The sequence below is a fragment of the Burkholderia sp. GW821-FHT14F03 genome, assembly GCF_058803765.1.
Map to the genome: position 1 here is coordinate 15,276 of NZ_JBXAPG010000060.1, position 23,037 is coordinate 38,312.

General features: G+C 70.5%; 19 protein-coding genes and 1 pseudogene. 12 read left to right on the forward strand and 8 right to left on the reverse strand.

All coding sequences use genetic code 11. The features are described 5' to 3' along the window. Positions 1 to 7: 7 nt before the first annotated feature. The gene (gene pcaG, locus AC1RQF_RS29320; protein ID WP_273996185.1) at positions 8 to 604 is read right to left on the reverse strand and encodes a protocatechuate 3,4-dioxygenase subunit alpha; all 597 of its coding nucleotides are present in this window, start codon (positions 602 to 604) and stop codon (positions 8 to 10) included. A gap of 2 nt (positions 605 to 606) precedes the next feature. Further along, positions 607 to 1,311, reverse strand: coding sequence for a protocatechuate 3,4-dioxygenase subunit beta (gene pcaH / locus AC1RQF_RS29325; RefSeq protein WP_273996184.1), 705 nt, complete (start codon positions 1,309 to 1,311; stop codon positions 607 to 609). 105 nt (positions 1,312 to 1,416) lie between these two features. Between pcaH and pcaQ the strand changes: the two genes are divergently transcribed. Together pcaQ and AC1RQF_RS29335 are read left to right on the forward strand one after the other, a co-directional pair. Beyond that, on the forward strand, positions 1,417 to 2,406 hold the full coding sequence (gene pcaQ / locus AC1RQF_RS29330) for a pca operon transcription factor PcaQ (protein ID WP_273996183.1): 990 nt from the start codon (positions 1,417 to 1,419) through the stop codon (positions 2,404 to 2,406). 114 nt (positions 2,407 to 2,520) lie between these two features. After that, positions 2,521 to 3,993: a GGDEF domain-containing protein gene (locus tag AC1RQF_RS29335; RefSeq protein WP_273998366.1), complete on the forward strand. Its 1,473-nt coding sequence runs from the start codon at positions 2,521 to 2,523 to the stop codon at positions 3,991 to 3,993. Between the two features lie 34 nt (positions 3,994 to 4,027). On the opposite strand, the gene AC1RQF_RS29340 is transcribed toward AC1RQF_RS29335, so the two are convergent. Further along, positions 4,028 to 4,312 (reverse strand): hypothetical protein, encoded by a 285-nt coding sequence (locus AC1RQF_RS29340; RefSeq protein WP_492873575.1) that lies wholly within the window; start codon positions 4,310 to 4,312, stop codon positions 4,028 to 4,030. 2 nt (positions 4,313 to 4,314) lie between these two features. After that, a complete protein-coding gene (locus AC1RQF_RS29345; protein ID WP_273996181.1) occupies positions 4,315 to 4,989 on the reverse strand; it encodes an O-methyltransferase in 675 nt (224 codons plus the stop codon). Between the two features lie 288 nt (positions 4,990 to 5,277). Between AC1RQF_RS29345 and AC1RQF_RS29350 the strand changes: the two genes are divergently transcribed. Beyond that, the gene (locus AC1RQF_RS29350) at positions 5,278 to 5,706 is read left to right on the forward strand and encodes a hypothetical protein (protein ID WP_273996180.1); all 429 of its coding nucleotides are present in this window, start codon (positions 5,278 to 5,280) and stop codon (positions 5,704 to 5,706) included. A 94-nt stretch (positions 5,707 to 5,800) separates the two neighbouring features. Here AC1RQF_RS29350 and AC1RQF_RS29355 read toward each other — a convergent pair whose 3' ends face one another. Then, complete coding sequence (locus AC1RQF_RS29355) at positions 5,801 to 7,096, reverse strand: APC family permease (RefSeq protein ID WP_492873578.1); 1,296 nt, start codon at positions 7,094 to 7,096, stop codon at positions 5,801 to 5,803. A 107-nt stretch (positions 7,097 to 7,203) separates the two neighbouring features. Further along, complete coding sequence (locus tag AC1RQF_RS29360) at positions 7,204 to 11,583, reverse strand: DEAD/DEAH box helicase (protein ID WP_492873580.1); 4,380 nt, start codon at positions 11,581 to 11,583, stop codon at positions 7,204 to 7,206. On the opposite strand from AC1RQF_RS29360, the gene AC1RQF_RS29365 reads away from it, so the two are divergent. Next, positions 11,533 to 12,087: a hypothetical protein gene (locus AC1RQF_RS29365; protein ID WP_273996177.1), complete on the forward strand. Its 555-nt coding sequence runs from the start codon at positions 11,533 to 11,535 to the stop codon at positions 12,085 to 12,087. The two genes, AC1RQF_RS29360 and AC1RQF_RS29365, sit on opposite strands and share 51 nt — an antisense overlap. Before the next feature lie 6 nt (positions 12,088 to 12,093). On the opposite strand, the gene AC1RQF_RS29370 is transcribed toward AC1RQF_RS29365, so the two are convergent. Continuing rightward, positions 12,094 to 12,612 carry a metal-dependent hydrolase gene (locus AC1RQF_RS29370; RefSeq protein ID WP_273996176.1) on the reverse strand — a complete coding sequence of 173 codons (519 nt, stop codon included), beginning with the start codon at positions 12,610 to 12,612 and terminating at the stop codon, positions 12,094 to 12,096. A gap of 273 nt (positions 12,613 to 12,885) precedes the next feature. On the opposite strand from AC1RQF_RS29370, the gene ggt reads away from it, so the two are divergent. Continuing rightward, positions 12,886 to 14,604 carry a gamma-glutamyltransferase gene (gene ggt, locus AC1RQF_RS29375; protein ID WP_492873583.1) on the forward strand — a complete coding sequence of 573 codons (1,719 nt, stop codon included), beginning with the start codon at positions 12,886 to 12,888 and terminating at the stop codon, positions 14,602 to 14,604. Between the two features lie 255 nt (positions 14,605 to 14,859). Next, on the forward strand, positions 14,860 to 15,525 hold the full coding sequence (locus tag AC1RQF_RS29380) for a glutathione S-transferase family protein (RefSeq protein WP_492873591.1): 666 nt from the start codon (positions 14,860 to 14,862) through the stop codon (positions 15,523 to 15,525). 221 nt (positions 15,526 to 15,746) lie between these two features. On the opposite strand, the gene AC1RQF_RS29385 is transcribed toward AC1RQF_RS29380, so the two are convergent. After that, positions 15,747 to 17,084 (reverse strand): TolC family protein, encoded by a 1,338-nt coding sequence (locus AC1RQF_RS29385; protein ID WP_273996174.1) that lies wholly within the window; start codon positions 17,082 to 17,084, stop codon positions 15,747 to 15,749. Between the two features lie 370 nt (positions 17,085 to 17,454). Here AC1RQF_RS29385 and AC1RQF_RS29390 point away from each other — a divergent pair, with 370 nt between their 5' ends. The 6 genes and pseudogenes from AC1RQF_RS29390 to AC1RQF_RS29415 form a co-directional block, all read left to right on the forward strand. Beyond that, positions 17,455 to 17,628 (forward strand): hypothetical protein, encoded by a 174-nt coding sequence (locus AC1RQF_RS29390; RefSeq protein ID WP_273996173.1) that lies wholly within the window; start codon positions 17,455 to 17,457, stop codon positions 17,626 to 17,628. 231 nt (positions 17,629 to 17,859) lie between these two features. Further along, entirely contained in the window at positions 17,860 to 18,042 is a 183-nt protein-coding gene (locus tag AC1RQF_RS29395; RefSeq protein ID WP_492873586.1) for a hypothetical protein, read from the forward strand. 133 nt (positions 18,043 to 18,175) lie between these two features. Then, on the forward strand, positions 18,176 to 20,296 hold the full coding sequence (locus AC1RQF_RS29400; RefSeq protein WP_273996171.1) for a peptidase domain-containing ABC transporter: 2,121 nt from the start codon (positions 18,176 to 18,178) through the stop codon (positions 20,294 to 20,296). Further along, positions 20,293 to 21,315 carry a lysophospholipid acyltransferase family protein gene (locus AC1RQF_RS29405; protein WP_492873588.1) on the forward strand — a complete coding sequence of 341 codons (1,023 nt, stop codon included), beginning with the start codon at positions 20,293 to 20,295 and terminating at the stop codon, positions 21,313 to 21,315. Before AC1RQF_RS29400 ends, AC1RQF_RS29405 begins: the two co-directional genes overlap by 4 nt. A gap of 12 nt (positions 21,316 to 21,327) precedes the next feature. Beyond that, positions 21,328 to 22,623 carry an HlyD family secretion protein gene (locus AC1RQF_RS29410; RefSeq protein ID WP_492873589.1) on the forward strand — a complete coding sequence of 432 codons (1,296 nt, stop codon included), beginning with the start codon at positions 21,328 to 21,330 and terminating at the stop codon, positions 22,621 to 22,623. A 4-nt stretch (positions 22,624 to 22,627) separates the two neighbouring features. Beyond that, positions 22,628 to 23,037: pseudogene (locus AC1RQF_RS29415) on the forward strand (hypothetical protein); the annotation flags it as partial.

The window sequence follows — 23,037 nt, forward strand, 5'->3', positions numbered from 1 at the left end:
TTTGATGTCAGAGATCGAAGAACACCGTTTCGCGCGCGCCCTGCATGTGGATGTCGAAGCGGTACACCGGCACGCCGCCCGCGGCCTGCGGCTCGCGGCGCGCGAGCAGGGTGGCGCGCCGCTCGGCCGGCACCCGCGCGAGCACCGGGTCCGCGTCGTTCGCGGCGGTCTCGTCGTCGAAATACACGCGCGTGAACGCGTGCGTCAGGATCCCTCTCATCATCACCGTGACGTCGACGTGCGGCGCGCCGCCGTCCGGACCTCGCCCGGGCTTCACGGTTTCCACGACATAACGCTGCGCCGCATCGGTGCCGGTGCCGACCCGCGCGAAGCCCGTGAAGCCGAGCGCGGCCGCGTCGGCGCGCGAGGCCGGGTAGCGGCCCGCGCCGTCGACCTGGGTGAATTCGAGCACCGCGTCGCCGACCACCTGGCCGTCGCCGTCGAACACCTGGCCGACCAGCCGCACGTGCTCGCCCGCCGCATGGGGCGCGGCGATCGTCGCGGTAAACAGGCTGGTCAGATCGTAGTGATACTGCTGCGGGCAGAGGCCGTAGGCGAAGTACGGGCCGACCGTCTGCGACGGCGTCTGTTTCAGGGTCGTCATGTTCAACGCTCCAGCGGGGTGGCGTCGCGGCCGCGCAGCACGATGTCGAATTCGTAGCCGAGCGCGTAGCCGGGTTCGGTGGTGCCGATCTCGAAACGCGAGACCAGCCGCTCGCGCGCGTCCTCGGGCGTGCCCTGGAAGATCGGATCGAGCGCGAGCAGCGGATCGCCCGGAAAGTACATCTGCGTGACGAGGCGCGAGCCGAAGTAATCGCCGAACAGCGAGAAATGAATATGATTCGGTCGCCAGGCGTTCGGGTGGTTGCCCCACGGATACGCGCCCGGCTTGATCGTCAGGAACCGGTACCGGCCGTCGGCGTCGGTCAGGCAGCGGCCCGCGCCGAGGAAGTTCGGGTCGAGCGGCGCATCGTGCCGGTCGACCTTGTGCACGTAGCGGCCCGCCGCGTTGGCCTGCCAGATCTCGACCAGCGTGTCGCGCACCGGGCGGCCGCCCTCGTCGAGCACGCGGCCCGTGACGATGATGCGCTCGCCGAGCGGCGCGCCGTTCTTCACCGCGTTGCGGGTCAGATCGTGGTCGAGCGCGCCGAGATCCTCGGCCCCGTAGACGGGCGCATGCTGGTCGCGCAGCTTTTCCCGCAGCGGAATCAGCGGCCGGGTCGGGCCGCGCTTCACCGACGAGCGGTAGTCGGGGTGGAGGTAGGCGGGATGCGACGGCCAGTCGCGCGGCGCGAGGTAGGAATCGTCCATCGCGGGTCTCCGGGTTGATTGGAAGGATGGGGGACGCCCTGACTTTAGCGAATCCGGAAAGTTATGCAAAATGACGTTTTTTCGATCGTCGTATAACCATCCGTTATGCAAAACCGTATCGCCGACGCGCGCGTCAAGTTCCGGCACCTGCAGTGCTTCCTCGCGGTCGCGCAGTTCGGCGGCGTGCAGCGGGCGGCCGAGAGCCTCTCCATCACCCAGCCGGCCGTCTCGAAGACGATCGCGGAGCTGGAGTCGATCCTGGGCGTGAAGCTGTTCGAGCGCAGCCGCCAGGGGGCGCAGCCGACCCGCGACGCGCAGCTGTTCCTGCCGCACGCGAGCGCGTGCGTGCTCGCGCTGCGGCAGGGCGTGAGCCTGCTGGCGCGCGGCGGCGGCGGCGCGGCCGCGACGCTCGAGATCGGCATGCTGCCGACGGTCGCGGCCGCGCTCGCGCCGCCGCTGCTGAAAGCGCTCGCCGCGCAGTGGCCGCGCCTCGTCGTGCGGATCGCGACCGACGCCAACGCGGCCCTGCTGGCGCGCCTGAAGGCGGGCGCGATCGAATGCGCGATCGGCCGGCTGTCGGAGCCGGAGCGCATGGTCGGGCTGACGTTCGAGCAGCTTTACAGCGAGCCGCTCGTCGCGGTCGTGCGGGCCGGCCATCCGCTCGCCGCGGACCCCGCGGCGGCGGCCCGGCTCGCCGGCTACCCGGTGGTATTGCCGCCTTACGGCACGCTGATCCGGCAGGCCGCCGATCAGCTGCTCGGCGCGAGCGGCGCGCCGCCGCTCGAATCGTTCGTCGAGGCGCTGTCGGTCTCGGTCGGCCGCGCGCTCGCGCTCGACAACGACGCGGTCTGGTTCGTGCCGCGCGACGCGGCGCGGGCCGATCTCGCGGCCGGCGCGCTGGTGCTGCTGCCCCTGCCGGCGGCCGGCGCCGACGAGCCGGTCGGCCTGATCCTGCGCACCGATACGCAGCCGTCGGCGGCGGCCCGCACGCTGATCGAGGCGCTGCGCGCGGTGGCGCATGCGCGCCGCGACGCGGGGGCCGCGGGTGGGCCCCGACGACGCCGTGCACGGGGGGCGGCCGCGCATCGTACATAATGCCCGCTAGGCAGGTTTCCAATTCGATCAAATAGCGTCGCGGTTGTTTATACAAGCACAAGCATGAAATCCAGACATGCCGGGGTGCGCAGTCGTCGGGGCGCAGGGCAGCGGATGCCGTTGGGCTACGCAGTGATTGCCGGAGGCGTGGCGGTCGCGATCGTCATGATGTCGATCTGCGCCGCCATTCTGCGCGACAGCCGCGCGGACGCCTTCGAGCGCGCGCAGGACGGCGCGCGCAATACCTTGCTGATGATCGAACGCGACATCGCGCGCAATTTCCGCATCTACGACCTGACCTTGCAGGGCGTCGTCGAGGGCGTCGACAAGCCCTGGGTGGCCGCGCTGCCGCTTGCGCGCCGCCGCGAGGTGCTGTTCGACCGGGGTGCGGCGGCGAAGTGCATCGGCATGATCTACGTGCTCGACGAGACGGGGCGCGTCACGCTGACCTCGCGCGACGAGCCGTTGCCGGTGATGCATTTCGCGGACCGTGATTTCTTCACCGCCCAGCGCGACGCGTCCGACCGGGGCCTGTACGTGAGCGCGCCGTATCGCGCGCGGCTGCGCGACGGCGATCCGAGCATCGCGCTGTCGCGCCGCCTGCAGGCCAGCGATGGCCGGTTCGCGGGCGTCGCGGTGCTGGTGGTGCGGCTCGAGTATTTCAAACAGCTGTTTGCCGGGCTCGAGGTCGGCCCGCACGGTTCGATCGTGCTGCTCCACGCGAACGGCCAGCTCGTGATGCGCACGCCGTTCGACGACGCGCTGCTCGGCCGCGAACTGCGCGACACCGGGCAGTTCGGGCGCATGCAGTTCGGCCGCTCGGGGTCGTTCACCGAGGTCTCGGCGATCGACGGCGTGCGGCGCAACTTCCTGTACCAGCGGCTCGAAGGCGTGCCGCTGATCGTGCAGGTCGCGACGGCGGAGCAGGACACCTATGCGGACTGGCGCGAGCGCGCGTGGCGCTTCGGCGTGTTGACGGGCGCGTTCAGCCTGGCGTTCATCGGCATGAGCATCTGCCTCGCGTACTCGCTGTGGCGCAAGTCGGCGGCGGAAGCCGCGCTTGCGCGGCTCGCGCGCACCGACAGCCTGACGGGTCTCTACAATCGCCGCACACTCGACGAGACGCTCGAGCGCGAATGGCGGCGCGCGGTGCGCGGCGAGCGGCCGCTCGCGATCCTGTTCGTCGACATCGACCACTTCAAGCGCTACAACGACGCCTACGGCCATCAGGTCGGCGACGAGGTGCTGGCGCGCGTCGCGCGCTGCATCGACGGGCAGGCGGGGCGCGCGGGCGACGTGGTCGCGCGCTACGGCGGCGAGGAGTTCGTGGTGGTGCTGCCCGACACCGATCCGGCCGGTGCGCGGGTGGTCGCGCAGCGGATGCGGGTCGCGGTGCGCATGCTCGGCATCGCGCACGTGCGCTCGGATGCGGGCATCGTCACGGTCAGCATCGGCGTCTCGGTGTGGGAGCCGCGCCACGGCGCGGCGGCGCCCGAGGTCGGCGCGGTGGTCGAGGCGGCCGACCAGGCGCTCTACCAGGCGAAGGCCGGCGGGCGCGACCGGGTCGTGTACCTGGGGCTCGCGTGAGGCGCCGCCGGCGCCCGGCGGCGGCGCGCGCGTGTCAGAAGTCCGGGCGCACGGTCGGCATCACGTCGCGCCGGTCGCCGAACACGCTGAAGAACGCGCTCGGCGGACGGATGGCGTCGTCGTGATTGAACAGGTTGTTGGCCTGCCACGACGCCGCGACGTGCTGGTTGATGCGAGAGCCGAGCCGGGCGTTGAAGATCGCGTGGCGGCCCTGCTTGACGCCGCGCGAGATCCAGGTCCGCGCGGGCATGCCGCCGCCGATCGATACGCCGCGCAGCGGGCCGTGCGCGACCGGGCCCGCCGCGCGCCTGCGCGACACCGTCAGCGTCCCGACGCCGCCTCGCCGACCAGCGCGATCGTGAAGCCGTCCCAGCCCTTGCTGCCCACGGTCTGCAACGCGGTCGCCGTCAGGCGCGGCTCATCCGCCATCCGATCGAAAAACCGCCGCACGCCGTGGACGCGCGGATCGTCGCTGTCCGGATTCGCGACCTCGCCGTCGCGCACCACGTTGTCGCCGACGATCAGCGTGCCGGGGCGCGACAGCTTCAGCGCCCAGTCGAGGTAGGCGGGATTGTTCTCCTTGTCCGCGTCGATGAACACCAGGTCGAACGGGGCGTCGCCGGGCAGGCGGCGCAGGCTGTCGAGCGCCGGCCCGACGATCACGTCCACGGTGTCGGCGAGGCCTGCCGTCGCGAGATTGGCGCGCGCCACCTCGGCATGCCGCGCATCGGCTTCGAGCGTGACGACCCGGCCGCCCGGCGGCAGCGCGCGCGCGAGCCAGATCGTGCTGTAGCCGCCCAGCGTGCCGATTTCCAGAATGCGGCGCGCCTGGATCATGCGCGCGAACAGCGCCAGCAGGCGGCCCTGGTTCGGCGCGACGTCGTGCGCGGGCAGGCGTGCGGCCGCGTTGGCCGCGAGCACCTGTTCCAGGACGGGATCCGACGGGATGAGCCGATCGGCGATATAGGCGTCGACGCGGGACCACTGTGCCTGCATGGCGTGCTCCGGTGAGTGGGACGAACGGGACGGGCGAGCGGGACGCGCGGCGTCCCGGACGAAGCGTTCATTGTCGCGTACGGGCGCGTCCCGCCCAAGTCCGCACCCGTGAGGAACGACACCCGGGGCGTCGTGACGAGCGGTCCATTTTGCGCGCCGGACCGAGCCGCTAAGGTTGAGTCATCCGCCGGCCGAGCCGTTGAGCGCGCCGGCGGATCCAGCCCGCGCGGCGGCGGCGAGCGCCGTCCGGCCGGCGGGATCGATCGCAGCACCTTCAAGGAGAGCGTCATGGCAACACTCGTCAACATCACCCAGGGCACGCCCAACGCGGTACAGATCTGGGGATTCCACGATCCCTGTTCGGTCCGCGACGTGGCGGCGGCCCTGAACACCATCGCAGCGGGCCTGAGCGGCGAGGGCCACACGATCCACATCATGTCGGGCACCCACGGCTACTGCAGCGGGCAGGTCGGCGCGGTGGCCACGCGCGACCAGCGCTTCGCGCAGGAGGATCGCGCGCTCGCGTCGCCGAAGACGAAGGACAACAAGGCCGTCGCGCTGGCGGTGCATGACTTCAACACCGGCACGCTGGCCGCGCCCGACTACGTGACGGCGGCGATGTCGAAGCTGAATACGGACATGCGCGCCATCGTCGGCACCACCACGGGCACCGCCACCTTCCTGCTGGCGTATTGCTGCAGCGCGGGCACGCGCTGACGGGGCGGACGACGCGCGGCATCGGGATGCGCGGCGGCGTCCGGATGCCGCGCGTCGTGACGGCCGGCGCGCCGCGCCCCGGGCCGGGCGCGCCTCAGCGCGCGCGCCGCGGCGCGAACCGCAGGTAGAGCAGCGCCGCCGCCGCGAGCCCGAGGGCCCAGGCGAGATACCAGCCGGTCGTCACGAACAGCGCGGCCACCGCGACGAGCGCGATGCACGCGCAGCGATGCGCGAAGCCGCCGCGCGGCAGCAGCTTCATCGCGGCGGCCGCGCCGAGCGCATAGACGAGCACGAAGCAGCCCGACGTGACGAGCACCAGCGGCTTCGGCCCGACGCCCGCCAGCACGGTGGCGACGAGCGCGCCGCCCGCCAGCGCGGCGAGCACCGCGAGGCTGCGGCGCGGCACGCCGCCCGTCTCGCTGCCGTGCGCGAACCAGGCGGGCAGCGCGCCGTCGCGGCCGAGCGCCGCGCCGAGCTTGGCCGCGCCCGCGAAGTACGCGTTCATCGTGCCGAGCGTCAGCAGCAGCGCCGCGACCGTGGCGAGTCCGCCCGCCGCGCCGCCGATCCCGCGTTCGATCAGCGCGGCGAGCGGCGCGCGCGATGCGCCCGCCGTCGCGCCGAGCACCAGCACGCTCGCGGCGGCCACCGACAGGTACAGCAGCCCGACCACCACGACCGCGACGGCGGTCGAGCGCGGCAGGTCGTGGGTGGGGCGGCGGAATTCCCCGGCGAGATGCGTGATCGCCTCCCAGCCCGCGAAGCTCCAGACCAGCAGCGCCGCCGCATGGCCGACCGCGAGCCATCCGTGCGGCGCGAAGGGGTGCAGGTTGTCGAGGCGCGCATGCGGCGCGGAGGCGAGCACGGCGGCCAGCAGCAGGGCCACCAGCAGCGCGGACAGCACGACCTGCATGCGGCCCGACACGGTGACGCCGTACGCGTTGGCCGCCGCGACCGTCGCGATCAGCAGCGCGGCGGTGACGATCTCGGTCGTGGCGCCGCCGCCCAGCATCGCCGCCACGTAGGCGCCGCCGAACAGCGCGGCGGCGGGCGCGCCGGCCGGCACCGCGAAGTAGAAGCACCAGCCGACGATTGCCGCCGCGCGCGGGCCGAAGGCATTGCGCACGTAGGTCGAGACGCCGCCCGCATCGGGGTAGCGCGCGCCCAGCGCGGCGAAGGTCGCGGCGAGCGGAATCGACAGCAGCACGAGCGCGGCCCAGGCGAGCAGCGACGCGGGCCCGGCGACCTCGGCCGCGAGCGCGGGCAGCGCGATCACGCCGGTGCCGAGCACCGCGCCGACATAGAGCGCCGCGCCCTGCACGATGGTCAGCGAGCCGGACGCGGGGGCGTGCCGGGCGGCGGCGAGTGCGCCGCTATCGGCGGAATGGGGCATCGGGTGTGTCTCCTGAGGAAAGCGGGCCGCCTGCGATGGGCGGCGCGGGGTGGGTGAAGCGAGCGACGATGGTAGCGGATCGCGCGGCGGCGCGCTTGGGGCCGCGCTCAACGCCGATGCGCGAGCCGCAGCCGCGCGTCCTCCTGCTCGGCCGGCGCGAGGCCGTCGGCGTAGACGAACTGGCCGGCGACCAGCGACGCGATCGGCACGCCGTCGCGGTACAGCACGCGGTTGCCCGTGAGCGCCGGCACCTTCGCGCCGGGCAGCAGGGTGCCGGCGAGATTGAGCGGATCGGCCCCGCTCACGCAGGTCAGGCGGCCGTCGGGCGGCTGGCGGCGGATCTCGCGCAGCACCGGGATCGCGTCCGGCAGCGCGAACTGCTCGCCCGCGAGCCCCGCGATGAAGCGCCCGCCGCGAATCTCGCCGCGCGCCTCCAGGCGCTGGCAGACGCGCAGCAGCTCGCGCCAGCTCGGCAGCCACGCGGCCTCGCGTTCGAGCAGCCGCCAGCACAGCACGCCATAGCGGCGCAGCAAGGTCCAGACGACGTGTTCGAGCGTGTCGCGCGGCGTCGCGCCGGGGTTCGGCGCGGGCGACGGTTCCGGCGCGGCGGCGGGCGCGGGCCGCTGCACGAGCGCCCAGCGGCCCGCGTCGTCCATGCCGCCGAGCAGCGCGCCGCCGTGCCGGGTGCGCGGCGCGCGATAGCCGCCGCGTTTCACGCTCGGCTTCAGCAGCGCGCGCAGGCCCGCGAAGCTGTCGGCGTGCGCGAGGCCCGCCGCGACCAGCTCGCCGAGCGCGCCTTCCAGTTCGACCGGCAGCAGGTGCGTGTCGGCAAGCAGTTCGTCGAAGAACATCGCGCCGTGCGCGGCGAGCGCGTCGCGCACCCGCAAGCCGCGCGCCGACAGCGCGACGGCGGCCTCGGGTGCGTGCAGCGTCTGCCAGCGCGCGAGGTCGCGGCGCGGCAGCAGCACGATCGGCGTGGTGCGCACCGGCGCGCTCGCGCTTTTCGCGGCCGCGCCGATCCGCGCCCAGGCCAGCTTGCCCGACCGGCACAGCGTGTCGAGCCCGCCCGTCAGGTAGTCGCCGAGCCGGGCCGGCAGCAGTTCCTCCTCCCACGCGCTCGCCGCGGCCTCGAAGCCTTCGAGCTGAGCGACCACGGCGGCGAGCGCCTCGGGCCCCGCGCCGCGCGTGTCGGACGCGACCCGCTGCCAGTGGATCAGGAAGCGCATGAAGTCGGCGCGCTCGACCGGTTCGATTTCGCGCCGCAGCCGCTTGACCGTGTAGCGATGGATGCGGGCCAGCAGATGGCGTTCGCACCATTCGTCGTCGGTCGCGCCGGGCGAGAAGCGGCCGCGCATCACGTAGCCCTCGGCTTCGAGCGCGGCCAGCGCGGCGTCGAGCGTCGCGGGCGGCAGCCCGAGCGGGGCGGCGATCGCGCGCACGGTGAGCGGGCCGAAGCCGGTGAGGCGGGCGCGCAGCACGTCGACCAGCGCGGCGGCCGGTTCCCAGCCGGCGTCGAAGCCGGCGGGCGGCTTGAGCGGCGGCGTGACGCGCGCGCCGGGATAAAGCGCGCGCAGGCAGGCCACGCGCTCGGCCGGCAGCCACAGGCCGCCGCCGTCGACGAGCGCGACGCGCGCGGCCCGCTTGCCGGCCGCCAGCGCATCGAGCCAGCCGCGCCAGCCGTCGCGCGCGTCGACCTCGGCGTCCGCGAGGCACGCGAGGCCGAGCAGCGCGTCATGCATTTCATCGGCGTCGCGCACGAGCGGCCACGCCTCGTCGCGCACCGCGTCGATCGCGCCGGGGTCGAGCGCGCCGAGATCGTCGGCGGCCTCCGGGTCCTGCCAGCGGCGCGCGCGCACCGCCTGGGTGCGGCGCTCCTCCAGCGGCGCGTCGTCGAGGAACGCATAGGGCTTCGCGTTGAGGATCTCGGCCGCGAGCGGCGACGGCGCGGGCAGGTCGCGCGCGACGAGTTCGATCGCGCCGCGCTCGATGCGGCGCAGCAGCGCGAGCCAGCCGTCGGTGTCGAGCGCGTCGTGCAGGCAGTCGTCGAGGGTCTGGTCGACGAGCGGATGATGCGGCACCTCGCGCTCGCCGACCAGGTTCTCCGCGCACGCGACCTGATCCGGGAAGACGGTCGCGAGCAGGTCCTCGCTCTTCATCCGCTGCAATTGCGGCGCGGTCTTGCGGCCGCCCGTGTAGCGCGGCAGCGCGAGCGCGGTGGTGGCGTTCCAGCGCCAGCGCACGCCGAACAGCGGTGCGTCGAGGAGCGCCTGGACCAGCACGTGCTCGGCGCTCGCGGGCCGCAGGTAGCGCCACACCTCGTCGAGCACGAAGCTGTGCGCGAGCGACAGCGACAGGATGATCGCGTCGTCGGTCGCGGCCGCCTGCAATTCGAAGTTGAAGGTGCGGCAGAAACGCTTGCGCAACGCGAGCCCCCACGCGCGGTTGATGCGGCTGCCGAACGGCGTGTGGATCACGAGCTGGGTGCCGCCCGATTCGTCGAAGAAGCGCTCCATCACGAGCGTGTCCTGGGTCGGCAGCGCGCCGAGCGCCGCGCGGGCGCGCGCGAGATAGTCGACGATCTGCCGCGCGGCCTCGGCGGGCAGCGCCAGATCGTCGGCGAGCCAGCGCAGCGCGGGCGCCGTGCGGCTCGCGTCGGCGTCGTCCGCCGCCTGGGCCGCGCCCTGCGCGAGCAGCGCGTCGAGGCGCGCGCGCAGCCGCGCGACGCCCAGCGACAGCTCGTCGCTGCGGCCCGGCGCCTCGCCGATCCAGAACGGGATGTTCGGCATCTGCCCGTGCGCATCCTCGACGCGCACGCGGCCCGACTCGACCCGCAGGATCCGGTACGACTGGTTGCCGAGCTGGAACACGTCGCCCGCGAGGCTCTCGATCGCGAAATCCTCGTTGACGGTGCCGATGGTCAGGCCCTGCGGTTCGAGCAGGACCGTGTAGTCGGCATTGTCGGGAATCGTGCCGCCCGAGGTGACGGCGGTCAGGCGCGCGTTGCGCCGCCCGCGCACGGTGCCGCCGACCACGTCGCGATGCAGGTACGCGCCGCGCGCGCCGCGCCGGCTCGTGAAGCCGGTCGCGAGCATCGCGAGCAGCTCGTCGAAGCGCTCGCGCGGCAGCGTCGCATAGGGGGCGGCGCGGGTCAGGCAGCGATACAGCGCGCCTTCGTCCCATTCCGCGCTGCCGACTTCGGCGACGATCTGCTGCGCGAGCACGTCGAGCGGCGCGCGCGGGATGCGCAGCGCATCGAGTTCGCCGCGCCGGATGCAGTCGAGCAGCGCCGCGCATTCGACCAGCTCGTCGCGCGACAGCGGGAACAGGCGGCCCTTGGGCACGCCGCCGACGTGGTGGCCGGAGCGGCCGACGCGCTGCAGGAACGGCGCGATCGCGCGCGGCGAGCCGAGCTGGCAGACCAGGTCGACGTCGCCGATGTCGATCCCGAGTTCGAGCGAGGCGGTCGCGACGAGCAGCGTGAGCTTGCCGTGCTTGAGCCGCTGCTCGGCGTCGAAACGGTATTCCTTCGCGAGGCTGCCGTGATGGGCCGCGACCGCCTCGCGGCCGAGACGGTCGGCGAGATGGCGCGCGGCGCGCTCGGCCATGCGCCGCGTGTTGACGAACACGAGCGTCGTGCGGTGCGCGGCGGCCAGCTCCGCGAGCCGGTCGTAGATGCGCTCCCACGCGTCGGTCGCCATCACGGGTTCGAGCGGGATCGGCGACAGTTCGAGCGCGAGATCGCGCGTGCGCGCGTGGCCGATGTCGACGATCGCGCAGTCGGGCGGCGCGTCGGCCGGGCCGCCGACGAGAAAGCGCGCGACCGCGTCGATCGGCTTTTGCGTCGCGGACAGCCCGATGCGCGGCAGGCGGCGGCCGGCGAGCGCGTCGAGGCGTTCGAGCGACAGCGCGAGATGGCTGCCGCGCTTGTTGCCGGCCAGCGCGTGGATCTCGTCGACGATCACGGTGCGCGCGGTCGCGAGCATGCGCCGCCCGGACGCCGACGACAGCAGCACGTACAGCGATTCCGGGGTGGTCACGAGCAGGTGCGGCGCGCGCTTGCGCAGCGCGCTGCGCTCGGCCTGGGTGGTGTCGCCCGTGCGCACCGCGGTGCGGATCTCGGGCGCGGGCAGGCCGCGCTGCGCGAGTGCCTCGCGGATGCCGGCGAGCGGGGCGTCGAGGTTGACGTGGATGTCGTTCGACAGCGCCTTGAGCGGCGATACGTAGACCACGAGCGTCGCGTCGGGCAGCGCGCCGTCGTGGGCGAGCGCGTCGCGGACCAGCGCGTCGAGCGCGCACAGGAACGCGGTCAGGGTCTTGCCGGAGCCGGTCGGCGCGGCGACGAGGGTCGAGCGGCCGGCCTGGATCAGCGGCCACGCGGCCGCCTGCGCGGCGGTCGGCGCGGCGAAGCGGGACGCGAACCACGCGGCGACGGCAGGGTGGAACGCATCAAGCGCGGTGTTGGCGGAGCGGGTGGCGGCGAGATCCATCGAGGCTCGGAAGCGGGCGGCGCGGCGGCCGGCGAAGACGACCAGTGTGCCAGACATCGGTGCGGGGCGCAGGCGGCGCGGCGGGCGCGAGCCGGACGGCGGCCGTTCACGAGCGCGCCGCCGGGGCTCGGTCGAGAGGGCTGCGGCGCAGGCGTGGAGGCCGGAGCGAGCGAGGCGCGCGAACCGCTCGGGGCGGTGCGCTTTCCGAATGCCCCGAGCGGGGCCGGACCTCTCGCGCGAAACCCGCTGCAAACCGACCAACTGTCTCTCGTCCTGGCCGCGCTGCTGTCGGCGTTCGCGGCGACGCCGCCGGGCGCCCGCGTGACGAAGGACGGCGCGCCGGCGCCGCTCGATGTGCGGCGCGGCCCGGGTGAGGCGAGGCTCCGCCCGAGCGCCGTGCCGTTCGGCGCGCATGACTCATCCAAGCGGCGAACGCGTGCGCGCGGTCGCGGCAACGGGCGTGCTGCGCCGGCTTTCCTGATCGAGATGCGCCGACGGCGTTGATTGCGGCTATGCCGCGCGCAGCCACGCGAGCCAGTGGCGCAGCGGCTCCACGCGCTCCCAGGCTGCCTGCGTGAACCACAGCGCGCCGCTCCATGCGGCGGCCACGACCAGCAGGTCGCAGCGCCCGCTGTTCCACCAGCGCAGCGAATGACGCTTCCACAGCCACGGCACGCCGAGCGGATTCGGCCAGTCGGCGAGCAGGTGCATCAGGCCGCCGCAGGCGAAGCCGAGCAGCGGCGCGGCCCACAGCGGATGCGTATCGAGCGCGCGGTAGGCCATTACGAACGCGGCGAGCCAGCCGAGCCCCCAGTGCGTGACGGTGCGGTGCGTGACCCACAGCCGCCGCGTGCGGCTCCACCAGGCGACTTCGAGCCAGTCGGGCGCGGTGCCGCCCGCGACGCCCGCCGCGAATGCGACGAAGATGCCGACGTGCCACGGGCCCGCCGCGCCTGAATGCGCGATCAGGGTCGACGCGATGAGACCGGCAGCCCAGCCGGTCGCGTGATGTGCTGCCTGTGATGCCATGTCGACCTGCGTGTGTGCGCTGCAAAAAAGAAAGGGCGCTATCTTCGCAGAACGACGCATGCGTGGCGCATGTCGATGCATAAAACAGTCGATATCGCGACTAACGGCTACTATCGACGGCTTGGCGCGCGGCGGGATGCGGTCTGTTGCGGTGCGGCGGGATGGCGTCGGCGCGGCCCGCGGGCTTTTTGTATACCGACGCCACCATGTTATAAGCGCTGAGTGCATGCGTCGGCATGCATCCAGGACAACCCGTTAGGTGGGAGACAGGCAATGCGCATCGTGAATCGCTTCAGTACTTCGGCCGCCGTCGCGCTCGTGACGGCCGGCGCGACGGGCTTCATGCCGGTCGCGCCCGCGTTCGCGAAGGACGCGCCGCGCGCGGTGCTGACCAGTTCGGCGGTCGCGGTCGCCGACAAGTACAGCGCGGACGCGGCGGAGCAGATCCTCAAGGAAGGCGGCAACGCGATCGACGCCGCGGTGGCGATCGCGTTCACGCTGGCGGTCACGTATCCGGAGGCGGGCAACATCGGCGGCGGCGGCTTCATGACGATCTACAAGGACGGCCAGCCGTACTTCCTCGACTATCGCGAGCGCGCGCCGCTCGCGGCGACCCGCGACATGTACCTCGACAAGGAGGGCAAGGTCGTGCCGGGGATGAGCCTGTACGGCTATCGCGCGGCCGGCGTGCCCGGCACCGTGGCCGGCATGTGGGATGCGCAGAAGCGTTTCGGCAAGCTCAAGTGGAAGCAGGTGCTCGCGCCCGCGATCCACTACGCGCGCGACGGCTTCGTCGTCGACGAGCAGCTCGCGCAGCGCGGCGTCGACGCCTCGAAGGAATTCGGCGGCAAGACCAACTACGACCGCCACTTCGGCGCGATGAAGGCCGGCGCGACCTTCAAGCAGCCGGATCTCGCGGCGGTGCTCACGCGCATCTCGAACGACGGCGCGAAGGATTTCTACGACGGCAAGACCGCGGGCCTGATCGCGGATGCGATGAAGAAGGGCGGCGGGCTGATCACGCGCGAGGATCTCGCGCAGTATCGCGCGGTGTGGCGGCAGCCGATCGAGGCGAACTGGAACGGCTACCGCGTGATCACCGCGCCGCCGCCGAGTTCGGGCGGCATCGGCCTCGTGCAGCTGCTGAAGATGAAGGAGGACCGCAAGGCCGACTTCGACGGCGTCGCGCTCAATTCGCCGCAGTACGTGCATCTCGTCGCCGAGATCGAGAAGCGCGTGTTCGCCGATCGCGCGCAATACCTCGGCGACCCCGACTTCTACAAGGTGCCCGTCGCGCGGCTGACCGACGACGGCTACATCGCGCGGCGCGCGGCCGAAGTGAACCCGAGCGCGCCGTCGGACACCAAGAGCGTGCAGCCGGGCCTCGGCACCGCGATGCCGGAGAAGGCCGAGACCACGCACTTCTCGGTGGTCGACAAGTGGGGCAACGCGGTGTCGAACACCTACACGATCAACGGCTATTTCGGTTCGGGCGTGATCGCCGACGGCACGGGCATCGTGCTCAACGACGAGATGGACGATTTCTCCGCGAAACCGGGCGTCGCGAACATGTTCGGCGTGGTCGGCAGCGACGCGAACGCGATCGAGCCGAAGAAGCGGCCGCTGTCGTCGATGTCGCCGACCATCCTGACCAAGGACGGGCGGGTCGCGCTCGTGATCGGCACGCCGGGCGGCTCGCGGATCTTCACGTCGATCTTCCAGGTGATCAGCAACATCTACGACTTCAAGATGCCGCTGAAGGAGGCGGTCGGCGCGATGCGTTTCCATCACCAGCTGCTGCCGCCGAACACGATTTTCTGGGAGCCGTACCACCCGATCGACGGCGAACTGGCGAAGGGGATCGAGGAAAAGGGCTACACGCTGAAGGGGCAGGATTTCAGCGGGGATATCCAGGTGATCCAGATCGACGGCAATACGCCGGAGGCGGTGGCCGATCCGCGCGGCCGGGGCGTGACGCGGATCATCCGCTGAGCGGGTCCTCGACCTGACGCCCGGGCGCGCGCCCGGCGTCGAGCGCCGCCGCGCCGCGAGGCCCGGCGGCGATTTTTTTGGGTTCATCATGGATTTCCATGGCGGCCGTCGCGCAGCCCGCATGGGCGGGGTGTCGAGGTTCGAGAAAAAAGTCGCCGGGGGATGTCGATTCCGCCCGCGTCCGGCCGTCGAGCAGATGTGCGCGGGCGTGTGCGTCCGGCGCGCATCGAGACAGCCAACCCAGGAGAAACCAGCATGAGCGCTCCACTGCTCCCCGTCATCACCGTCTTTGAACGGTCGCCCGATCGCGGCCGGGGCCTCGCGCGCGACATGCGGGTCCGCTGGGCGCTGGAAGAAGCGGGCCAGCCTTACGCGGTTCGGCTGGTTTCGCTCAGTGCGATGAAGGAACCCGCGCATCGCGCGCGTCATCCTTTCGGGCAGATTCCGACCTATGAGGAAGGTGAACTCGTGCTGTTCGAATCAGGGGCGATCGTGCTCCATGTCGCGGAGCGCCATGCGGGCCTGCTCCCCGACGAGGCGAACGCCAGGGCGCGCGCGATTGCCTGGATGTTCGCCGCGATCAACACGGTCGAGCCGCCGATCCTCGATCTCCAGACCGCCCGGTTCCTGGAGAGCGACCAGAGCTGGTCCGCGCAGCGCCTGCCGCTCGTCCAGGAGCGCATCCGCGGCCGGCTGGGCGAGCTTGCCGAGCGCCTGGGCGGCGCGGATTGGCTCGACGGCGCGTTCAGCGCGGGTGACCTGATGATGGTGGCGGTGCTGATCCGGTTGCGGGCATCGGGCCTGCTGGACGCATATCCGAACCTCGCCGCCTACGTCGCGCGCGGCGAGGCGCGGCCCGCGTACCAGCGCGCCTTCGCGGCGCAGTTGGCGGTTTTCACCAGCCAGTCGCCGGCCGGCTGACGACGGCCGGCTGAGGCGTGGCGTCGTCATGGGTTTGCGCCGCGTCCTGGATGGCTCCTTCGTGCTTTCGCCTCGATAACACCGTGGACGCCGCGTCCACCGCGCGCGGATCTCGGTGCGGCTGAACGTCAGCGATCGGGCGCCCGGCGTCGGAACCGTGTTCGTCCGGCGTGGTGCCCCGGCATTCGCCCGGGCGCCATGCCTGCCGGAACGCGCGCGGCTCAGCGCGTCGTCGTCGCGGCGGGGGCGGCGTTGCTGTCGAGGAAGCCGTCGACGGCGACGAGCGACTGCTCGTCGAGCGTGCCGAGGATGCTCTTGAGTTTCAGTTGCAGCTTCAGCGCGTCGAGATAGCTGTCGAACAGCTTCTGACGGATCGTCGAGATGTCGGTGCGCAGGTTCAGCGTTTCGTAGGTCGTGCTGTAGCCGACCTGATGCGCCTTCAGCGACGATTCGTAGGCGAGCCGCGCGGCCTGCAGCGATTGTTGCAGCGCACGGATGCGCGTGCCGATCGATTCGAGCGCCGACAAGGTTTCGCGATGGTCGGTGCCGAGCGTCTGCTCGACTTCGCGCAGGCGGTTCTGGTACTGCGTCGCCACGTGTTCCGCCTCGACCTGCCGGTAATACACGCTGCCGCCCGAGAAGATCGGGATGGTCACCTGCACGCCCACCGCGCTCTGGTGGAAATCCGACGAATCGGTCAGGCCGCGCAGGTTCGGATTGAGGCCGCGCGAGTAGGACGCGAACAGGTCGACGGTCGGCAGGTGCTCGGCGCGGATGCGTTTCGCGGCGAGCCGCGCGACCTGCACGTCGCGATACGCGCGTTGATAGGCCGGGTTGTCCTGCGGCTGATAGTCGCCCGACGGGATGCGCGGCGAGGTGCCGCGCATCGCGAGCCGCGGCCAGCGCGCGAAATCGATGGTCGAGCCGAGCAGCGTCTCGTAGCGCGCGCGGCGCGCCTCGACCTCGGTGCGCGCCACCACCGAATCGGATTGCGCGAGGCTGCGGCGCGCCTCGATCTCGGCCGTGTCGCCGATCGTCTTCATGCCGAGCTGCGCCATGCGGCGCGTATCGCTTTCGAGCCGCGTGAGCGCGTTCACCTCGTCGTCGGCGGATTGCTGCTTCTCGCGCGCGCTGAGCAGGTCGAAACACGCGTCGGACACGCGCAGGATCAGCTCCTGTTTCGCCACCTCGAACTGCTGGCGCGCCGATTCCTCGAATTCCTTCGCGCGGCTCAGATCGTACAGATAGGGCATGTTGAACAGCGCCTGCGTGACCTGCGCCGCGCCATACGCCGCCGTGCTGTTGCTGGAGACATCGAGGCCGAACAGGTTCGCGTGGGTGCCGTAGCGGCCCCATTCGAGCTGCATGCTGGCCTGCGGCAGCATCTGCGCGCGGGCCTGCGGATACTTCTGCCGCGCGGCGTCGTATTCCGCCTGCGCCTGCAGGAATTTCGGATCATTCGTGAGTGCGTGCTGATACGCGTCGTCGAGACAAAAGGCGAATGCGCTGGAACCGGTGCCCAGTAGCGCGACCGCAACGCCGACCATTAGGTAAGTCATACGAACATTCACGCTGTGGAAATTTCTTGATAGGTGAAAACCCGTACGCCGAAATGCGGTTGTCATGTACGCGCCGCGTGTTTCAAACATCGTCGCCTCCATCCTTCGCGCAGCGCCAAGGCATGCGCGCATTCATTTAAACGTTTTAATTGAGAGGTTTAAACAGATGCCGCTTTAGTATCATTTTCCGACGCCGAAAAACCCTTATATAAGACCGGCCGGCCACCTTGTATCCAAACTGAGCGCATGATAGCCTGAATTCGGCTCGTAATCGTGGCGATAATCAAATAAATGTCGTTCGATTATTAATGCCATTGGCATATCAATGAAGGTTCTCTGCGTCATCTTTATTCTTTACGAGGAGATAGTTATGAAGGTCATGACGATGGAACAGGCCAAGCAAGTGCATGGCGGCGGCCCGATCAGCTCGCTGGGCAGCCTCGCGGTGGCAGCCGCACCGGTGATGACGGCGCTCGGCCAGTTCCTGCCGACGCTCGGCGGCTACCTGCAGAACCCGAAGTCGTTCAACAGCAACGGCAAGTAAGGGCGCGCCAACGCCCGCGCGGGGAGGCGCCCCCCGCGCGAAACAGGTGTATCAGAATGAAAAGCCATTCCGTCGTCAATTGGAATAAATAACGATTATTCCCGAATTCCGGATATTGACCGGCGGTGAATCAGGAGACAGCGATGTCGAGGCATCCTCGCGCGCGGCGGGCCGGTCGGGCCGTCGGTAAACGGGCGGGACGATGACATCCACGGAGATAAGGCCACCCCAATGCAAGCCATCTCGAAACAGCAGGCACGCCAGATCAACGGCGGCGGTTCGATGTACGTGGGCTCTGCCGCGTACACCGTCGCGCTGGCGAACCAGGCGATCACCCCCGTGATCAACGGGCTCATGACGCAATACCAGGCGCAGGCCGCCAGCCAACTGAAAATCGCGCTCGGGTCGAGCTGACCCGCGTCCCGCATTCGCCGCCGCCGCGCCCGGCTGACCGGGCGCGGCGCCCGTGTCGCGTCCGCGCGCGGCCGTTTCGCGACGGCCGGCTTGCGCGCGGACCGGCCTTGCCGTGTTCAGCGTATGTCCGCCCATGCTGTTCAATACGAATAAAGTCAGGCCAGTCCTGCAAGACGAGGTGACGGAGTGCGGTCTGGCGTGCCTGGCGATGATCGCGACCTGGCACGGCCGGGAGACGACCCTGCGCACGCTGCGCAACCGCTATCCGGTGAAGATCGATTCCGGCTTGTCGTTCTTCGATCTGATGGAGATCGCGAACGACCTCGGGATGCGCGCGCGCGGGCTGCAATTCGACGCGGCCGAACTCGATGCGCTGAAGCTGCCGTGCATCCTGCACTGGGGGATGAACCACTACGTGGTGCTGACCCAGGTCTGCTACGGCACCGTGCACATCATCGATCCGGCGCTCGGCGAGACCCGCCTGCCGCTCACGCAGGCGCTCACGCACATCACCGGCTACGCGCTGGAACTCAATCCCGACATCGGTTTCAAGCACGCGGGGCCGGGCGACCGGATCCGGCTGCGCGACTACCTGGTCGGCCTGACGGGAATCCGCAAGAGCATCCTGCTCGGCGTCGCGGGCGGAGTGGCCGCGCAGTTGCTGCTGCTGCTCGGGCCGTCTTACGTGCAGCTGACGATCGACGAGGCGCTCAAGAAGACCGACATCGACATCCTGTACCTGCTGACGATCCTGTTCGGCATCGTGTTCCTGTTCGACACGCTGTATGCGAACCTGGTCGGCAACATCAAGAGCTACCTGCGCAACATCGTCGCGCAGCAGTTGTCGTCGAACATGGTCGGCCATCTCGCGCGCCTGCCGATCGCCTATTTCCTGTTCCACAACACCGGCGATTCGATCTCGCGCGTGGCCTCGGTGGCGGAGATCGGCCGCTTCCTGGTCGACGGGCTGATCGGCGGGCTGCTGAACGTGGTGACCTGCGTGCTGACGCTCGTGCTGATGCTGTATTACAGCCCGGTGCTCGCGGGCATCAGCCTCGCGGGGATGGTGCTGTTCGCGCTGAGCCGCCTTGCGATCCAGCCGCAGCTGCAGGACGCGATGTCGCAGATCCTGACGCGCGGCGCGGAGGCCGATGCGCTGCTGATCGAGAACATCCGTTCCGCGCACTCGATCAAGCTGCTGTCGTCGGAAACCTCGCGCAGCAACCTGTGGGTCAACGCGTTCACGCAGAAGCTGCAGGCGATCCGCCAGCAGGAGCGCCTGCAACTGCTGTTCGACGCGATCTCGAAGGGGATCGTGCACGTCGAGCAGCTCGTGATCGTCACGTACGGCGCGTGGCTCGTGATGCACGGGCAGAGCACGATCGGCATCATCTACGCGTTCATCCAGTACAAGAACCTGTTCGCGGACAAGTTCATCGACTCGATCCAGCTTTACCTGCGGCGCAACATCCTGCAGGTGCACATGGATCGCGTGGCCGACGTGCTGCAGGCCGAGACGGAGGAGCCCGCGCCCGATGCGGCGGTGCGGCCGATCGACGGCTTCGACGGCGCGCTGTCGATCCGCGCGCTCAGCTATACGCCGAAGGGCGGCAGCCGGCCGATCCTGCACGGCATCGACCTCGACGTGCCGGCGGGCGCGAAGATCGCGATCGTCGGCCGCACGGGCAGCGGCAAGACCACGCTGCTCAACCTGATCTGCGGGCTGTACGCGCCTGCGCCCGGCGCCGTGTTCGTGGGCGGGGTCGATCTCACCGAGGTCAACCTGCGGCTGTACCGCCGGCACATCGCCGCCGTCACGCAGTCCGACCAGCTGTTTCGCGGCACGATCCGCGACAACATCACCAATTTCGCGCCCGCGCCGCGGCTGACGGCGATGTTCGAGGCAGCCCGGCTCGCGTGCATCCACGACGAGGTCGAGCAGCTGGACCATCGCTACGACACGCCGCTCGGCGATACGCAGAAATTCCTGTCGGCGGGGCAGATGCAGCGCCTCCTGATCGCGCGCGCGCTGTACTGCGAACCGCGCCTGCTGATCCTCGACGAGTTCTCGTCGAACCTCGACCAGGCGACCACCCACGAGATCTGCCGCAACGTGCTGACGCTGCCGTGCACGATCGTGCTGGTCACGCACGACGCGTCGATCCTGTCGATGGTCGACCGCATCTACGAGATGCGCGACGGGGTGCTGAGCGTCGCGGATCCGGCTCACTATCTGGCGGAGGCGTCGCGATGAACCTGCTGCGGCTGTTCCTGTTCAATGCATTTTCCTACGCCTATTTCGTGCGCCGCGTGGTGCGGCGCGTCGCGCTCGCGCGGCCGCCCGAGCGCGGCCTGCGCATGATGAACGGTTGCGCGTGCACCTGCCTGCGGCTGTTCCCGTCGATCCGCCAGTCGATCGAGACCTCGGTGAGGCATCTGCTCGGCGCGCATCTGAACGGCGATCCGCTGCGCATTCGCGGCGTGGCGAACGGCATCGTGCGCGAGCTGTTCGAGGCCGAGGCGGCGGGCCTGATGCTGCGCTCGCACAGCCTCGCGTCGATGAAGGCGCTGCTCGACCGGATGGATTGCCACGGCGAGCCCGAGCTGCACGAGGCGCTCGCGCGCGGCGGCCCGCTGATGCTCGCGGGGCTGCATTTCGGCAACCTGATGCTGTTCGTCACGAAGCTTCGGTTCCTGGTGCCCGCCGATCGCAAGCTGATGATCGTGATGCACAAGGACGCGCCGGGCGCGTTCTTCGACGATGCGAACCGTCTCGTCAACGAATACGGCGCGGGCCGGATCGAGCTGATCGACATCGAGCAGCGCGTGCATCTGCGGCGGCTGGTCGTGAGCCTGAAGCGCGAGCAGCCGGTGTTCCTGCTGTTCTCCGACCTGCACGGCCGCTTCGGCAAGACCAACCCGTGCCGCCTCGGCGGGCGCTGGGTCAGGCTCGCGGGCGGCGGGGTGAAGCTCGCCGTCGAGCACGACATTCCACTGCTCGTCTCGTATGCGACCGGCGTGCCGTTCCGCGACCGCTGCGCCGTGCATTTCGTGCAGTTGGACGCGCCCGTCGCGCCGCGCTTCCTCGGCGACGCCGAGCAGCGCTCGCCGGTGCTGGCCACGCACCAGCGCATCGTCGACCGGCTCGAGGCGGCGCTCCTCGCGCACCCTGAACAATGGCACTTCTGGGAACACTTCACGCCCTACCTGATGCCTTCGCCGCTGCTGGAGCCCGATGCGTACGCCGCGTCGCGCGCGTGGCGCCATTCCTGACGAGCCGACCCCATGCCCACCTGGATCACGACGCTTCGAGAACAGAAGACGCCGCGCAAGCTGATGCGCGGCACGACGTTCGGCACCGTCATCAACGGCGTGGTCGACGTGCCGGTGTCGATGCGCTTCTTCTGCTACCTGTCGATCGCGATGTTCGCGGCGTTCATCGTCGCGCTGATCAACCTGACCTATGCGAACACCGAGAGCGTGATGGGCATGCTGACGCCGCGCGCGGGGCTGATCGGCGTCGGCGCGCCGCCGGGCTGGGCGGTGCGCGACGTGTTCGTCGGCAAGGACCAGCGCGTGCGCGCGGGCGACAAGCTGCTGAGCGTCACGCGCGACACGAGTTTCGTCACCCAGGTCAACAACGTGCAGGGGATGCGCGAGGCGATCAAGCGGCAGCGCGTCGAGGTCGATCAGCAGATGGACGCGGCGCGGCTCGAATACCGCTCGACGCTCGACCAGATCAATCAGCAGATCGGCGCGCTCGGCGAGAGCCGGGGCTTGATCGACAAGCAGATCCAGGACCAGAAACGCATCATGTCGGAGTACGAAGAGCGGCGCGGGCGCGTGAAGCAGCTGCTGGACGAGCAGGTCGTCACGCTGGAGCAGTACAACCAGGTGAACACGCAGTTCCTGCAGGCGAGCCAGGCCTACCAGGACCTGCTGCTGCGCAAGGCCGACCTCGTGAAGAACGGCATGAAGCTGCGCGGCGACCTGGAGACGGTGCAGAGCAAGTACGACGGCTCGAACGCGGAACTGAAGATCAAGCAGGAGGAGTTGAATTCGAAGGAATTCAATATCGACGAGACCGTGAACCAGGTGCTGTATGCGCCGGCGGACGGCCAGATCGTGCGGCTCGACGTGGTGCAGGGCAGCGTGATCGACCCGCCCGGCACGCGCGTGGTCGAGATCCTGCCCGCGCGCGCCGACGGCCTGATCGCGGAGCTGTACATTCCGTCGTCGAAGGCCGGCTTCGTGAAGCCGGGGCAGGAGGTGAAGCTGGCCTACGGCAGCTATCCGGTCGAGAAGTTCGGCACCTATCGCGGCAAGCTGCTGTCGGTGTCGCCCGTCGCGTTCACGGCGAAGGAGCTGAACCTGCCGGCCGATTCCGGGCCGCCGCAGACCTATTTCAAGTGCTGGGTCGAGCTGTCCGACCGCGCGCCGCGCTTCGAGGGCAAGCCGCTGGCGCTGAAGGCGGGGATGACGCTGAAGGCTGACATCGTGCTGGAAAAGCGCAGCCTGCTCGAATGGTTGTTCGAGCCGCTGTACCGGATCCGCCAGCGGATGTTCGGCACGCCGGCCTGAGCCGATGCGGATCGGCTCGTCGCACCGTCGTCCCGGCACCCCGCGCAGCGTGCGCGCGCCGCTGCATGCGCCGCTGCGTACGCCACTGTCCTGCTGGCTGGGCGCGACGCTGATCGCGTGGGCCTGCTCGGCGCACGCGCAGGGCCTGCCGCGCGCGCCGCTCGGCGCGGACGGCATCGGTTTCCTGCCGGGCGGCGACGCGCCGGGTTTCGACGCGGACGCCTGGGGGCCCACGCTCGCGCCCGGCGAGCGGCGCGCGCGGCCGGTCGGCCCGCCCGTGGAGGCGATGCCGCCGCCCGAACCGCGCCGCCTGAGCGCGGAAAAGCTCACGCTCGGCCAGCGCGCGCCGGGCGCCGCGCCTGCCGCGCCGCCGGGGCGCGACGGCATCGGCTTCGCGGACGACGACAGCGACGG